This is a genomic window from Halostagnicola alkaliphila, from assembly GCF_055379965.1.
Map to the genome: position 1 here is coordinate 2,363,448 of NZ_AP043826.1, position 14,756 is coordinate 2,378,203.

Genomic DNA, 14,756 nt, shown 5'->3' on the forward strand with positions numbered 1-14,756 from the left:
AAAAAGCCAGGGAGTTGCGTTCAGTCGGCGTTGATCGGCGGCTGCGTCGTTCCGGTTTCATCGGCGGAGTCGATCGGGGCGTTAACGAACATCGCGTGACCGATAAGCGCCATCGCGACGAGTGAACCGATCGGTATCGCTGCGGTCGTAGAGATGCCAACGACGGTGAGCGCTGCGGTAATACCGAGCAGTGCGACTGGGATCAGACCGAGAACAATGTCGTAGTATCCAGTCATAATGTATTCTAACGTATGTGGAATAGTAATATAAGTGTTTCCCATAATCGCCTGATACTGGACTCGTTCTAAATAAGGATCTGTGGCAGCACCATTCCATAACTTATGAGAATATCATACGCCAGCGTAAGATAGTGTGTTTTAGACATTATTGTGTTACTTGGTGACTATACACGTGTCTGTTAGTGTAGTATCCTCCTTCTAATCACGGTATAGGAGTGATTTCGAGCAGAGCACTGGGAAATCTTTCGGAGATCGTTACGTCAATCACTCTGGTCATCACGCGACACTCGACTGTATCTGTTATCCGATATGTCTGTTTTAAAATGTATGGAGCAGTTCGTAATCCGCCCTTTGGTCGTGACCCTCACTTGATCACGGCGGCGAACACGGTCCGCCAGAGCACGAAGATCACGAGCCCCGTGGCGGTGATCACCAAATTGAACGGGTACGCACCACCGCCATCGAACAAGGGCGAAGAGCGGATGATCAACCCGAGGTTTGCCCCAGCAATCCAACAGAGGGTGGTGTACCGAGCGACTCGAGCCGGCTCGGCGTACACGTCTTTCACGTACAGCCCCGCCAACACTGAGACGAACACCCAGCCGATCAGAAACGGAACGATCGCCTCGAGCGCTCCGAGTGGGTCCGCCAACGGATCGCCACCGTGGTGGAGGTGCCCGTACGTTACGAGTCCAGCCAGGATTCCGACATCGATCACGGCGAGACCGACTCGTTCGCGCGTGAGAACGCCGGAAGCGTCTCCGAATACAGTTCTCGTGCTCATGGCTACACCACAGTTCCCGGACCTATTGGGTTCCCCGATTCGGACGGCTACTCAGCCACCGCTATCCTCGATGGCTTCGATATGTTGTCCCTCGAGTACACCCCAGGCAAAGAGAGGAGGAAGAACGCGGCGGAGGGGTGGCCGAGTTCCTCCCGGTGGAGAAGCGGTACCGTGCGAGGATCGTCCTCGCACGAGCAATCTGGTGGCCGACACACTTCGTTACTGGTTGCTTTTGATACCAACTCCCCGTCCCGAAGTTCATCGCGCACTCCGTATGGAGGACCTCCCGTTCTCCCGACCGCAGTTAGCGAAACGGCGAACGTCTCCGGGGGATCCAACCCCCGCTCGAGGCGACGAGACTACTCCTGGGACGGCTTCCGTACCGTTCCGAGGACGCGTTCGGAGAATTCGGCTCCAGATAACCCCTCTGAGAGCCCCCGAAACCACGACTCCTCGACGTGCCAGCGGCCGCGGACGGCTCCGTCGGTCGTCGTCGAGGTCACCTCGAGCCGTCCCGGCTCCCAGTCGTCGCGCTCGTCTTTGATCGCGAGCAGCGTCCGAACGACCGCGCCGACTTCGTCGGTGGTCACCGTCTCCGATTCGCTTACCGCCTCGTAGGTCAGCGCGATCCGATCCGCAGTTTCCTCATACTCCGTGACGTAGTAGCCGTTGCTCATCAATCGGTTCTCGAGACTCACGGAAACGGGGCGGTCCTCGCTCATTACCGGGCGTTTGCGAGCGAGCACGAAAAGGGTAGGGACGGTCGCGTGCGTACAACAGTTTTTGTAGCATCCAGCCGAAACGTCGGTAATGAAAGTTGTCAAGGACAGCGTGCACGACCACATCCAGATCGACGGGGTCGCACGCGACCTGATCGATACGCCGCCGCTCCAGCGTCTCAGACGGATCAAACAGCTCGGGACCGTCTCGCTGGTTTATCCCTCGGCGAACCACACTCGCTTCGAGCACAGTCTTGGCGTCTACCACCTCGCGTGTAACGCCCTCGAGCAACTCGGCGTCGAAGGACGGGAAGCAAAACGCGTCGAGGCGGCCGCGATGGTACACGACATCGGGCACGGGCCGTTCAGTCACAACCTCGAATCGCTGACCTACCGTCGAACGGGCCGATATCACGACGACGTTCACGGTTTACTCGCCGACGGCGCGGTCGGGGACGTGCTTCGGGATCACGGTCTCGAACCCGATACCGTCGCAGATCTCGTCGCCGGCGACGGGCGGTTCGGACAACTCGTCTCGGGCGAACTCGATGTCGACCGGATGGACTACCTCGTGCGAGACGCCCACCACACCGGCGTCCCATACGGAACGATCGACCACGGACGCCTCGTGCGCGAACTCTCCTTCGTCGACGGGGAACTCGTTCTCAAAGCGGGGAACGTTCAGACCGCAGAGAGCCTGCTGGTCGCGCGTGCGTTGATGAATCCAACGGTGTACAGCCACAGCGTCGCCAGGATCAGTAAAGCGATGCTCAGACGCGCGGGCGAACAGTTGCTCGAGAACACCGACACTGACGCGGCCACCCTCCAGCGAATGGACGATTACGACCTGATCGTCGCCCTGCGATCGACCCCCGAAACGAGTGAGTTCTCTCGTCGACTCGACCACCGCGACCTCTACAAGCGCGCCGTCTGGGCCGAGATCGACGACGTTCCCGGCGGGATCATCGAAGCGGACCACGACGCGATACGGGAGTTCGAACGCGAGATCGCAGACACGGCGGGAGTCGACACGGACGCGGTAATCCTGGACGTTCCGAGCCGCCCCGCCATGACCGAGTCGACGTCTCGAGTGATGGTCAACGGCGACGTGCGGCCGCTCGGTCAGCAGTCCCCGCTCGTGGACGCACTGCGCTCGGCCCAGTACTCCCAGTGGAGACTCGGCGTCTACTCCCCAGCGGACTCGAGCGAACAGGTCGGCCGCGCGGCCCTCGACGTGCTCGGGCTCGACATCGACGGGCCGCTGGTCAGCGATGTCCGGGACGGCATCTACACGACGCTGGATCAATTCGTCGGCGACTCGAGCGAGTGACCAACTCAACCGGCAGTCACTCGGTGGTAATTTCGATACGGATCTCGTCTCCGTCCTCGAGTTCGTACTTGGTCGGATCGACCGCCCCGTCGTCCACAAAAAACGCGATGTCGGTGTCGGGCTCTCGATCGTCGTACTCCGTTTCGTCGATGACGAGACGCCGATTTTCGTCTTCCTGCGTGTATTCGACGTACGGAAGGAGATCGATCCCTTCGGCGACCGTCACCCGTTCGATCCCTTCCATGTACCAGTAGTCGTCGAACTCGTGGAGGTGAAACTCCATCGAGTGATTCGCCGAGTGTTCCGCTTGGAGCCGGTCCTGCGAGAGGTCGAATTCGGAGCCGTCGATGACGAGTTCGATTTCGCCGCGCTCGTCGAGCAAATCGGGTTGTCCGCTGCTCGGCAGTCCGGAACCGCCGTCCCCGCCGGTATCAAGACAGCCGGCGATCGGGACTGTCGCCGCCGCTCCGATGAGGAGCGCCCGTCGGTTCATGTCGTTTTCTAGCGGCCCTGAAAGCCAAAAGACATCGGTTCCGAGCCGGACGAGTGACTCCCTCCTCGAGAGCATCGGCAGCGAACGGTTCAAGAGGGAGTCACCGAAAGGGGACGTATGGAACGCACGGGCACGATCCTCCGGGGAAGGGAGTTCGAACCCGTCGAGGGACGGATCGTCGTCGACAGCGACGGCCGAATCGATCAGATCGAACAGGAACGCGTCGAGAGCGACGATATTATCGTTCCGGCATTCGTCAACGCCCACACTCACATCGGCGACTCGATCGCCAAGGAAGCAGGCGGGGGCCTCACGCTCGAGGAGCTCGTCGCGCCCCCGGACGGGCTGAAACACCAACTGCTCCGCGAGGCGTCTCGGAACGAACTCGTCTCGGCGATGAGCCAGTCGGTGCAGTACATGGAGCGAGCGGGAACCGCCGCGTTTCTCGACTTTCGCGAAGGTGGGGTCGAAGGCGTGGAGATGTTCCGCGAGGCGACGGCGGGGATAGATATCGACGCCTTCGCGTTCGCTCGCGGCTCGGTCGAGGCGATGGAAGCCGGCGACGGCTTTGGGGCCAGCGGCGCGAACGACGACGTCTTCGATCGCGAACGAACCGCGACGCGAAACGCAGACAAACCGTTCGGGATCCACGCGGGCGAGGTCGACGAGAGCGACATCAATCCGGCACTCGATCTCGATCCGGACTTTCTCGTCCACGTCGTCCACCCGCGCCCGCTCCACTTAGAGCGAATCGAAGACAGCGAGGTTCCGATCGTCGTCTGCCCGCGCTCGAACCTGGTGACGGGTGTCGGACTCCCGCCAGTGTCGGACCTCGTCGAACGAACGACGGTGGCACTCGGCACCGACAACGTGATGCTCAACTCGCCGTCGATGTTCCGCGAGATGGCGTTTCTCTCGAAACTCACCGACGTGCCAGCAGCGGAGATTCTCCGCATGGCGACGGTCAACGGGGCCGAGATCGCCGACCTCGAGTACGGCGTTCTCGAGCCCGGGAAGAAGGGGAAGTTTCTCGTTCTCGACGGCGACTCGAAAAACCTCGACGGCGTACAGGATGTCGTCCGCGCCGTGGTTCGTCGCGCGGGCGTCGACGATATCCGCGAAGTCGTCTTTTCGAACTGATCGGTCCGCGAGTTCGAATATGCCGGCCCAACGCTCATCCCCCGCAGCGTCGTAGCGTACCCGAAGAAATGGGATTCAGAGAGGACGCCGTTAACGCGTTTCGCAGAAGTTTTCTTCCGCAAATTCACTACCTCCTGCAGGGGACTTTCGGGGGCTACGCCGTCAGTCACACGTCCGCCGAGGAGTACGTCCTCACGACGGATTGTTCGGAGGCCGACCTCGAGAAGATCCTGGCCGAACTCGGGTTTTCGCGCAATCCGATTGCCGCCTTGAAAGTCCGCACGGACGGCAACACGGCCGAGGGATCGTGGGTGTGGCGGTCGTCGCCGGGAGCCTCGTATCAGCTTCACGTCGTCCTCCACGACCTCGAGAACGAGACCGGCGTCGACGTCTACGCCCACTGGGAGTGTTCCTGGATCCGCCATCCCTACAACCACTACGTCGCCCGCGGCTACGACGCCGAAAAGGGCGTCGAACTGACCCGCCGATGGTTCGAGCAGTACGACGGGGACGTCGTCGGGAACGGACCGGGCCTCGAGTATGAGGTCGACACCTCGCTCGAGCGCCGCCTCAGCGAGTCCCTCTCGCTTTCGTACTACCAACTCGAGGAACTGAGCGCAGGAATTCGAGATCGCATTTCCTTCGCCGATGGAGATCCGTCGAAAGTCGACGACCGCGACGGCCAACGAGATGACGTTTCACCACGAATCACGGACGACGTTTAGGTGACGGTGTGACGAACCCCGAAACGGTACCCCGTCTCACTCAGAAGACCTGCTGGGCTGTTCGATCGTGGCTTCTGACGCAGTTTTCGTTCCGAATCGTCGCCTGATCCGTCCGATAATGTTTTTCGATAGCACTCGGCCGGAGAACCCCACTCCGTGGCGCTGTTTGCGATAGTAAAGCTCGCCCAGTTCGTCGTCTTCGAGCCGCGTCGGTTCGAAGTCAGGATCGCGTACGTTGGCGATTCCCTCGGAGAGCAGTGTGCGTTGCCGGTTGAGAACCCGATCGAACACGTCCCACAGTGTGTCGCAATCAGCGATATCGATATCGTCGTACGCGACGATTTCCCCGCCGTCGATCGACTTGTCCAGCCGTTGTAGCGTCGAACCGGTCGCGCTTCGTCCGTCGTGAAAGACTGCTGGCGGCCCCATCCCTCGAAACCGTCTGATGTCTGCAGGATGAAAGCTCAGGACGCCGTACTGCGGTGCCGTCAGAATATCCCCGCGAACGAGCCCGAACCCGAACCGAACGACCACGTCACAGCACTTTCGAATCCGGGCCACGACGGCATCGGAAAACTCGGTCCACCCCTCGGTGGTTTTCGGCGTGTAGTCGACGAACTCGGCGTCAGCGAAGCACTCGAGACCCTCGACCGTATGCCGTCGGAAGGTTGCTTTCTCGCTGCCGACTCGCTTCGCGATATTCCGTTCAGCGAGCACCACTGACCACGCTTTTTCCACCCTGAGCACGTCGAGAAACTGTTTTAGATCTGCTACGCGGAGTCGCTTTTTTTCGTTCCAAGACTCAGCGTCGTCGTCCGCTGTGCTCGAATCCTGTACGACCAACGAGAGCGCCACCCCCTTTTCAGTTCGAAGTCTCTCGAGGGCGTCGACCTGCCACTCGTAGAGATACGGACCAACCAGCACCCCAACTGATAGATGGTCATCGACCGACATGTCCTCGGTTCTTGGCTCCCCACGCTTAGTTACCGCGTGCTTTTGCTCGAATACGCGGTGAAAAAACGATAGTAACCGGGCGTAACCGAGCGGAACTGCGAGGGAGTCTACTGTAAGACTCGCCTGTTCACGGACACCTATGCGTAATTTGATGTCCTGGGCGGCCGATTGGAGCTCGCTCCGGTCAGTATTTGCTCCCTTCCACTCAAAGCGTCCCGGATCGAATCCGCTCTTCTGCGGCCTCGAGTGCCGCCTCGCGATCGAATTTCTCGAGTATCGATCGAAGTTCGGACTCCGCTACGCCGTCGAGTTCTCGAGCGTGTTCGGTCATATTCGGGACGGCTCGAATGATGTTGTCGACGATGGGAATCTCGGCGACCTGCGGGGATCGGGAGAGCGGATTGAGATCGATCACGATTTCGGTTTTTCCCATCGACTCGAGCGCTTCGGCTCGGTCGCCGTCCTCCAACGGAACGACGACGACGTCGGCTTCGAAGATTCCCTCCGAATCGACTTTCGCGCGTTTGTGGTCCAGATTCGGGATCCGAGCGTCGGCGTCGATCCCTTTGACCTGTTCGGCACCGTGTTCGAAGAGGTGGTCGGCGATGGCGTCGATCCGCTCGGGCGTTCGGTTGAACAGGTTGACCTCGAGGTCGGCGTCGACGGCCGCCGCGAGGTCGACCATTTCGCCGGGAACGAGCGCGGCGACGTTTCCGTTGATCGAAAGCACCGGACGGTCCGCAAGTAGTAGCCGTGCGGCCGCGGCTCGCTCTGCAGCGTCCGCACTCGGAATCGTCTCCTCGCCGAGGAGGTAATCGAAGGCACTGCCGCGTCCTTCCGCGTGCATTCCCTGAAGGTGGGTGATTCCCTTCTCGACGCCCGTCTCGATTCGGTGGCGGGTGAGCAGGTCCTGATATCTCGGGTGGTCTTTGGGAATCTCCTCCTCGTCCTCGACCTCGGCGGGGACGGTCTCGTGATCGGTCACGAATATTCGCTGGCGACCGGCGATAAAAAACCGACCGATTCCCTCGAATGGGCCGTCTTATTTGAGCGTCGCTCCCGCCGGGTGCGTGTGGCAGGTGTCTGGATCGTACCCCGCAGCCGAAAGGCCGGTACCGAGTGCGAACACCGTCTCACCGAGCATCGCCATCGACGCCTGCCCACCCAGTTCGTTGACAGCGTCGAGTGCTTCGATCACCCGCGGCGTGAGCAACTCAGCTTCGCGGGCGAATTCGCTCGAGGCGTCCACGAACGTCTCGAGTGTGGGTTCTTCGACGACTCTGGTAAGCGCCTGCTCGCCTGCGGCCGACAACGTTTCTGTCTCTCCCGAAAGCACTTGCTCGGTCGACAACTTGCCGAACGACACGTATTCGATGCGTGCTCGAGCCGGAACTCCGTCGAGTTCGTTCGACCCTGGAGCCCCGGGCTCGAGGCGGATCGGAACGCCGCCGCGGGCCTGCGCGACGACGTCTCCCAGCCCGGTTCCGGCTTGTACCTCTGCGCTGTGGGCAATCGTCACCAGTTCGTTTCGCGAGCGCGTGCGCTCGAAGACACGGTTGGCCGCCAGTGCGGTTCCGAGCGCCATTGCACCAGAAACGCCGAATCCCGATCCGAGCGGAATATCGGCTCGCGCTTCGACGCGAGCCGACACGTCGAGCGCCTCGAGGACGGTTCCCACGGGATCGACATCGATCCCTTCGCCGTCGAGGACGATCATCGTCTCCGAAGCCGGGGTAACCGTCACCTCGACGCCATCCGTCAGCGTGAGCCCTGCCCCTCGAGAGCCAGCCTTCGTCGGGTCGTCGTTCGGGTGTGCGCTAAAAAATCCCGTCACGTGGCCCGGAACGAACGCCGTCGCTTCCTCGCGCATGTGCCCGTGGTTTCGTCCCGGCGGATATAACGTTGAAGATTTTCTCCCCCTCGAGCGAGAGGGTATTTGCATTTTCAGGCTCTCGGCTTTTCCATCAGCTACCCGAACGATCGGTACATTGAATTTTGGAAGCGAACGCCGCGCTATTGGAACCCTCTTTTCGAGACCAGACGCGACGCCGGGCCGCGAACCGAAGATCGAGTAAGCTTTGCAGAATATGTCGGCAGAATCTATCGCACTCGCGACCGATTTCGCGATACTGTTGCTCGCAGCCGCGGTTTTGAGTGCCGTCGCACGATTGGCAAAACAGCCGACGATCGTCGCGTACATTCTGACCGGGCTCCTCGCCGGTCCGGTCGTCTTCGGCGTCGTCACCGAAGATGCGTTGATAGAGGTTATTGCCGAACTCGGTCTCGGATTGCTACTGTTTTTGCTCGGCATCGAGATGTCGTTCGAGAACGTCAAAGACATCCTCAAACCCGTCGGTGCGATCGCGGTGGGACAGGCGATCCTGCAGGCGTGTCTCTCGACGGCGGTTGCACTCGGGCTCGGCTTTACGCTATTCGAGTCGCTCGTCATCGCGCTGGCGACCACCTTCGGCGCGACGCCGATCATCGTCAAGGTCCTCTCGAGCAAAAACGAACTCAAATCGCTCTACGGTCGCGTCGACGTCGGCGTGCTCATCTTTCAGGACATCTACCTCGTCGTCGCACTCGCGATCCTCAGCGTCGAGGCTGCGGGTGATCCGCAGGCGATCGCGCTGAACGTCGGCCGCGTCTCCGGCCTCATGATCCTCGTTGGCGTCGTCACGTACCTTTCGTACAAGTACGTGCTTCCCGCGATTCTCAGAGCCAGCGCCGACGACGATCGGACGCTCTTTACCGTCGCGATCGGCTGGGCGTTTCTGTTCATCTACGTCGCCGAAGTTGGCGGACTCACCGTCGAAGTCGGCGGCTTCTTCGCGGGTCTTGCGCTCGCACAACTGCCCTATAGCCTCGAGATTAAAGAACGAATGCGGCCGGTTACTGACTTTTTCATCGTTATCTTCTTCGCCAGCATCGGGCTCCAGATGGAGACCGCCCAACTGCTCGCCTATTGGCAGGAGGCGCTGATCGCCTGCGCCGTCTTGCTGGCCGGCAACTTCGTCATCGTCTACGGACTCTTCGCGAGCCAGGGGTTCGACAGCGAAACCTCGTTTCTCGGGACCATTTCCATGTTACAGGTCAGCGAGTTCTCGTTGGTCCTCGGTGCGCTGGCCGTCGATCAGGGGTTTATTGAGGCCGACATTCTCGGATTCTTCAGTCTGATGGCGCTAGTAACCATGACCCTCTCGACCTACGTCATCATCTACAACCGGGATATCTACGACCGCGTCAAACCCTTTCTCGAGCGATTCGAACGCGAGGAAACGATCGACTCGAGCGTCGGCGTCCACGAGAACCACGCTGTCGTCGTCGGCGTCGACGCGCTCACTGACCGGTTACTTCCCGCCTTGAGAGACCACTGCGACGAAGTGGTTCTGGTCGATCGCTCCGTCGAGTACGTCGAGGAGTTCGCCGAGACCGGTGGCGGTAATCGGGCTGTAGTCACCGGCGAGGACGATCGCACGACAACGACCGGTGAGGACGATCGACAGGCCGACATCGAGTTCGTCTTCGGTGACGCCCGCCACGCCGACGTGAGACAGGAACTCGACCTCGAGAACGCGGCCGCCCTCGTCTCGGTCGCCGAACGGCCGGCGGTCAATCAACGACTGCTCGAGGAGACGGACGGTGGGACGATCGAGGACCCGCTGACGATCGTTACCGCCAACGACCCGGAAACGGTCGAGAAATTGTACGAGCAAGGCGCAGACTACGTTATCGCGACGCAGAGTCTCGTCTCGGACGCGCTCATTTCGCTGCTTGAGGACTTCTTCGATAACGACGACGCGTTCGCGGATCGCGTCGAGACGCGTGCAGCCTCAATCAGGGGTAAGGACGATGATTGAGCTCATCTCGATACTGACAGTCGTCTTCGTCGTCGCTGCCATCGTTGTGTTGCTCGCGTCCCGACTGCCGGTGTCCGCGATTCCGCTGTACCTGCTTACGGGCGCCCTCGTCGGCGCGTTTATCGACGAATCGCAGATTCTGGAACTGGCCCAGTGGGGAATCGCCTTCCTCGTCTTTCTGTTCGGCGTCCGAATCGATGCCGACACGCTCGAGTCGACAGGGCGAGTGGGGACGCTCGCCGCGATCGCACAGGCGGTTCTCGTCGGCGGAATCGCGTTCCTCCTCGCGAGCGCACTCGATCTCTCGGCGTTGAACGCCGGCTACCTCGCCGTCGCCGCGGCGTTGAGTTCGTCGCTCGTCGGCGTGAGCTATCTCGAGCGCGCCGTCGAGTTTCGGACGACGTCGGACCGGCTCGGAGAGTCGATACACTTCGTCGAAGACGTACTGGGTATCATCGTCCTTCTCGCGCTCGCCGCGTTCGTCTATCTCCCGGAAACGGACGAAGGAGTCGCGATCGGTACGGGAATCGAACCCCTTCTCGTCGGAACGGTCGCACTCTTTGCGACCGCACTCGCAATACGGCGATGGGTATTCTCGCGGTTGATCGCCCAGTTCGAGGGAGATTCCGAGGTGCTCATGCTCGTCGGAATCACCTTGGTCGTTCTCGGTATCGGGGTCGCAGAGGCCCTCGGCGTCTCGGTTGCCGTCGGCGCGTTCGCCGCGGGCCTGGCCGTGGCAGACGAGTACCCCTACTCGCTGGAACTCGTCGATACCGTCGACGATCTCACCGACTTTTTCGTCCCGATCTTTTTCGTGACGGTCGGGGCGCTCGTTTCGCTTCCGGACGCCTCCACGGTCGCATACACGGTTCTCCTGCTCGTCGTCGTCCTGGTCGTCAATCCGTTGCTCACCGCAGGAATCCTTCGCTGGCGCGGATTTTCCGAGCGGACCGCTGTTCTCACCGGACTCCGTCTCGACCAGTTGAGCGAGTTCAGCCTCGTCATCGCGATTCAAGCCGCTATTCTCGGCACGATCGCTCCCTCGGTGTTCGAGGCGATCGTTCTCGCGGCGCTCCTGACGATGCTCGTCTCGTCGTACACGTCCCATCACGACGAAGCGATATACCGGCGACTCGCTGCAGTCGTTCCCGGCCGTCTCTCGATCGGGGATTCCTCCGCCGACGTCTCGGGGTCTTTCGAGGATCACGTCGTTATCATCGGCTTCGAAGCAATCGGTCGAGTGCTGTTCGAGCACTGTCTCGAGCGCGGTCGCGACTGTCTCGTGATCGTCGATAACCCTGTCCACGCCGAGGCCGTCGAGGACGTCGGCGGGAAGTCCCTCGTCGGCGATGTGGTCGATCCGAACACCCGGGAGCAAGCCTCCATCGAATCAGCGGCGTTGATCGTCTCGACGCTTCCACAGCGCGATCTCAACGAATCCGTCGCGACCCTCGACACGGACGCACCGGTTGCAGTCGTCGGCATTCACAGCGAGTACGCCGAGACGTTCTACGACGCCGGCGCGGACTATGTTGCCGTGCCCGACCTCGAAGCCGCGGATCACCTCGAGGGATACGTCGACCGAGTACTCGAGGGTAAGATCGAGAATCTCAGAGATGCAGTCGAAAGCCAACGAATAGAGTAGTGCTCGGCCCGACGAACGATGGTATTCCGCCGGGTCGATTAACACGATCTGTGCCATCACACGCCATATAAACACGTTCAGAATAGAGACAGTAAACCCATCTAATAAACATGAGGAATGATGATTGTCTCATGGTAGACAACGAATCCGGCGGACGAAATCAATCGATCAATGGCTCACAGACGACTCGACGAACGATGCTCAAAGCCGGCGGAACGGCACTCGTCGGGGGTGCAGGGATCGCGGCGGCATCCGGGTCGGCATCCGCAGTCTCGAGTTGGGACATCGAAGTAATAGATGTCGGTGGCGGTATCTGGGGCGGCGGATCGCCCGATCCCCTTCCCGTCGAGGACGAACTGTTCATCTTCGTACACGGCTGGTTCGGGGACTCGACTGTCGCGAGTCAGGCGTCGGATGTCGCAACATCGATGGAAGACGTCGGCTACGAAGCGGACGAATACGTCGCGATCGAGTGGGACGCGACGACGATCAACTTCCCCGCCGCAGAAAGCGAAACCGAGGAGGTCGGCGAAAACCTCGCCGAGATGCTCGAGGACTTCTACGACGACGGGGGCGGCGATGTTCGGCTTATCGGTCACTCGCTGGGCGGCCGCGTCGTCCTCGAGACCGTCAACCACATCGACGACGCGTACTCGGTCGAGACGGTCGCCCCGCTGGGGGCGGCGGCCGACGGTGACATGGTCTGTAACGGTGGCGGCGGCCTGTTCGGCGACAACTGGTACGAGGGGATCGAGAACAACGCGGACGAAGTCCGAAACTACCACTCCGAGGACGACTCGACCGTGGGAAGTGCCTACGGCGGCTTCTTCGGCGCTGCACTGGGCACCGACGGTTCCGGCTGTCCGGACGATGTCGCGGACAACTACACAGATGTCGACGTGACCGATAGCGTTGGCAGTCACCTCGGGTTCCTCGGCGACGAAGCGGTTGGTGCCGATCTGGCCGACGCGGCCGGCGTCGACGTCGACGACGGCGACAACGGCTGGGGCTGGTGGTAATTCGGCGGCTGGTCGAATCAGCACCCGACGCGTCGCCGATCGATAGCAGTATCAGAGTTCGTATCGTCTCATCGTGAACGATTGCTCACTGTCGACGATCTCGAGGCCCCTCGAGGAGCCTCGGGCGTCGACGGGCTCCTGTTCTACTCGTTACAAGATCGCCGGATCGGTGGTGAAAACGTGACCGAACTACTCGGCAGTTACTCGTCGCATGCGTGTCGCTTTGCTAGCGCTCGCGTTTTCGAGGGCGTTCTCCTCGGTCGCGTCCTCGCCTATGGCGACAAACGCTGGCGATCTCGCAAGACACGGCTCGCTACCGCTCGCCGCGCCTTGCTAGCTCTCAACATCTTCGCCTTACGGGCTCAGACGTTGACGATCTCTCGGGAACAGCGAGAGACTCACTGCGTTCGCCTCTCTGGCTCCCGATCGACGAACAGCGACCTCGCCTATGGCGAGAGTCGCTGCCGGTCTCTCGGGAAGAGAACAGCCTCTCGAATGTTGTCCAGTCCGAGAATCGTCATCACGAGTCGCTCGCCGCCGAGGCCGAATCCGGCGTGGGGCGGCATGCCGTACTTGAACATCTTCGTGTAGTACTCGAACTGATCGGGGTCGAGACCCTGCTGTTCGAAGCCTTCAATGAGCTTCTCGTGTCGGTGCTCGCGCTGACCGCCCGAGACGAGTTCCATCCGGGGGTGCATTAGATCGAAGCCGGTCGAGAGCTGCGGGTCGTCGTCGTGGTCCTTGATGTAGAACGGCTTGATCTCGCTGGGCCAGTCGGTGATGAAGTAGTGACCGCCGACATCGTCGCCAAGGGCCTCTTCGGCCGCCGTCGAGAGGTCGTCGCCCCAGACGAGCTGCTCGTCGAGTTCGCCCGTCGCGTTGATCCGTTCGATCGCGTCCTCGTAGCTGAGACGCGGGAACGCGTCGTCAGAGAGACCGAATTCGTCTTCGAGGCCGAGCGCCTCGAGTTCGTCCTGACAGTTTTCGGCAATCGCTTCGTAGGCCGCCTTGACGACGCCTTCGACGACGTCCATCGCGTCGGTGTGGTCGCAGAACGCGCCCTCGAAGTCGATCGAGGTCGCCTCGTTCAGGTGCCGCGGGGTGTTGTGCTCTTCAGCGCGGAAGATCGGGCCAATTTCGAAGACGCGCTCGACGTTCGAGCCCGCGATCAGCTGCTTGAACAGCTGCGGGGACTGGTTCATAAAGGCCTCCTCGCCGAAGTACGTGATCGGGAAGAGTTCGGTGCCGCCCTCCGTTCCCGTCGCGACGATTTTCGGCGTGTTGATCTCCGTGGCGTCGAACTCGCGGAACTGCTCGCGGGTCGCACGGAGGATCTCCGCGCGAATTTCGAAGACCGCCTGCACTTCCTCCTTGCGTAGGTCGAGCGTCCGGTTGTCCAGCCGCGTCGACATCTCGGCGTCGACCTTCCCGGACGGATCGAGCGGTAGCTCCGGATCCGCCGCTGAGATAACGTCGACGGTTTCGGGAGTAACCTCGACGCCCGTCGGCGCGCGCGGCTCCTCTTCGACGGCCCCGGAGACCTCGACGACGCTCTCTCGAGCGACGTCCAGCCCCGTCTCGACGAGTTCGTCGTCCATCTCGTCTTTCTCGAACTTGATCTGGATCTTTCCGGTCGCGTCTCGAAGGATCAAGAAGGCAATTCCGCCGAGATCGCGGATCTCGTGGACCCAGCCGGCGACGGTGACGTCGTCACCTGGCTCGGCGTCGGCAGTGTAAGTTCTGTCCTGCATACCCTCCGATTCTCGGAGCCGAAACTTAAGCGCCATCGTTCGCGCTCGAGGGTGATGCCGATCTGCTCTCTTATTCACCGCAGCCGACCGAATTTTC

The 14,756-nt window shown here is 61.1% G+C and carries 14 protein-coding genes; 6 read left to right on the forward strand and 8 right to left on the reverse strand.

Going from position 1 to position 14,756, the window contains the following annotated elements:
- Nucleotides 1–20: 20 nt before the first annotated feature.
- The 3 genes from ACZ5C7_RS17065 to ACZ5C7_RS17075 form a co-directional block, all read right to left on the reverse strand.
- The gene (locus ACZ5C7_RS17065; protein WP_464377477.1) at nucleotides 21–236 is read right to left on the reverse strand and encodes a DUF8015 family protein; all 216 of its coding nucleotides are present in this window, start codon (nucleotides 234–236) and stop codon (nucleotides 21–23) included.
- A 367-nt stretch (nucleotides 237–603) separates the two neighbouring features.
- Complete coding sequence (locus ACZ5C7_RS17070; protein ID WP_464377478.1) at nucleotides 604–1,023, reverse strand: DUF3054 domain-containing protein; 420 nt, start codon at nucleotides 1,021–1,023, stop codon at nucleotides 604–606.
- A gap of 359 nt (nucleotides 1,024–1,382) precedes the next feature.
- Nucleotides 1,383–1,745: a DUF8159 domain-containing protein gene (locus ACZ5C7_RS17075; RefSeq protein ID WP_464377479.1), complete on the reverse strand. Its 363-nt coding sequence runs from the start codon at nucleotides 1,743–1,745 to the stop codon at nucleotides 1,383–1,385.
- 88 nt (nucleotides 1,746–1,833) lie between these two features.
- Between ACZ5C7_RS17075 and ACZ5C7_RS17080 the strand changes: the two genes are divergently transcribed.
- On the forward strand, nucleotides 1,834–3,072 hold the full coding sequence (locus ACZ5C7_RS17080) for an HD domain-containing protein (protein ID WP_464377480.1): 1,239 nt from the start codon (nucleotides 1,834–1,836) through the stop codon (nucleotides 3,070–3,072).
- 16 nt (nucleotides 3,073–3,088) lie between these two features.
- On the opposite strand, the gene ACZ5C7_RS17085 is transcribed toward ACZ5C7_RS17080, so the two are convergent.
- A complete protein-coding gene (locus tag ACZ5C7_RS17085; protein WP_464377481.1) occupies nucleotides 3,089–3,565 on the reverse strand; it encodes a hypothetical protein in 477 nt (158 codons plus the stop codon).
- A gap of 117 nt (nucleotides 3,566–3,682) precedes the next feature.
- Here ACZ5C7_RS17085 and ACZ5C7_RS17090 point away from each other — a divergent pair, with 117 nt between their 5' ends.
- The gene (locus ACZ5C7_RS17090) at nucleotides 3,683–4,705 is read left to right on the forward strand and encodes an amidohydrolase family protein (RefSeq protein WP_464377482.1); all 1,023 of its coding nucleotides are present in this window, start codon (nucleotides 3,683–3,685) and stop codon (nucleotides 4,703–4,705) included.
- 68 nt (nucleotides 4,706–4,773) lie between these two features.
- Nucleotides 4,774–5,430, forward strand: a complete 657-nt coding sequence (locus ACZ5C7_RS17095) for a hypothetical protein (RefSeq protein WP_464377483.1) — start codon at nucleotides 4,774–4,776, stop codon at nucleotides 5,428–5,430.
- A 36-nt stretch (nucleotides 5,431–5,466) separates the two neighbouring features.
- Here ACZ5C7_RS17095 and ACZ5C7_RS17100 read toward each other — a convergent pair whose 3' ends face one another.
- The 3 genes from ACZ5C7_RS17100 to ACZ5C7_RS17110 form a co-directional block, all read right to left on the reverse strand.
- Nucleotides 5,467–6,384, reverse strand: a complete 918-nt coding sequence (locus tag ACZ5C7_RS17100; protein ID WP_464377484.1) for a formyltransferase family protein — start codon at nucleotides 6,382–6,384, stop codon at nucleotides 5,467–5,469.
- A gap of 205 nt (nucleotides 6,385–6,589) precedes the next feature.
- Nucleotides 6,590–7,369, reverse strand: coding sequence for a 4-phosphopantoate--beta-alanine ligase (locus ACZ5C7_RS17105; RefSeq protein WP_464377485.1), 780 nt, complete (start codon nucleotides 7,367–7,369; stop codon nucleotides 6,590–6,592).
- Between the two features lie 57 nt (nucleotides 7,370–7,426).
- Nucleotides 7,427–8,254: a pantoate kinase gene (locus tag ACZ5C7_RS17110; RefSeq protein WP_464377486.1), complete on the reverse strand. Its 828-nt coding sequence runs from the start codon at nucleotides 8,252–8,254 to the stop codon at nucleotides 7,427–7,429.
- Between the two features lie 217 nt (nucleotides 8,255–8,471).
- Between ACZ5C7_RS17110 and ACZ5C7_RS17115 the strand changes: the two genes are divergently transcribed.
- The 3 genes from ACZ5C7_RS17115 to ACZ5C7_RS17125 all read left to right on the forward strand — a co-directional run bounded on the left by ACZ5C7_RS17115 (nucleotide 8,472) and on the right by ACZ5C7_RS17125 (nucleotide 12,908).
- Nucleotides 8,472–10,244, forward strand: a complete 1,773-nt coding sequence (locus tag ACZ5C7_RS17115) for a cation:proton antiporter domain-containing protein (protein ID WP_464377487.1) — start codon at nucleotides 8,472–8,474, stop codon at nucleotides 10,242–10,244.
- A complete protein-coding gene (locus ACZ5C7_RS17120) occupies nucleotides 10,237–11,889 on the forward strand; it encodes a cation:proton antiporter domain-containing protein (protein ID WP_464377488.1) in 1,653 nt (550 codons plus the stop codon). The genes ACZ5C7_RS17115 and ACZ5C7_RS17120 overlap by 8 nt, the downstream gene beginning before the upstream one ends.
- A 131-nt stretch (nucleotides 11,890–12,020) precedes the next feature.
- Nucleotides 12,021–12,908 carry a lipase/acyltransferase domain-containing protein gene (locus ACZ5C7_RS17125; protein ID WP_464377489.1) on the forward strand — a complete coding sequence of 296 codons (888 nt, stop codon included), beginning with the start codon at nucleotides 12,021–12,023 and terminating at the stop codon, nucleotides 12,906–12,908.
- A 446-nt stretch (nucleotides 12,909–13,354) separates the two neighbouring features.
- Here ACZ5C7_RS17125 and aspS read toward each other — a convergent pair whose 3' ends face one another.
- Nucleotides 13,355–14,659: an aspartate--tRNA(Asn) ligase gene (aspS, locus tag ACZ5C7_RS17130; RefSeq protein WP_464377490.1), complete on the reverse strand. Its 1,305-nt coding sequence runs from the start codon at nucleotides 14,657–14,659 to the stop codon at nucleotides 13,355–13,357.
- Between the last annotated feature and the right edge of the window lie 97 nt (nucleotides 14,660–14,756).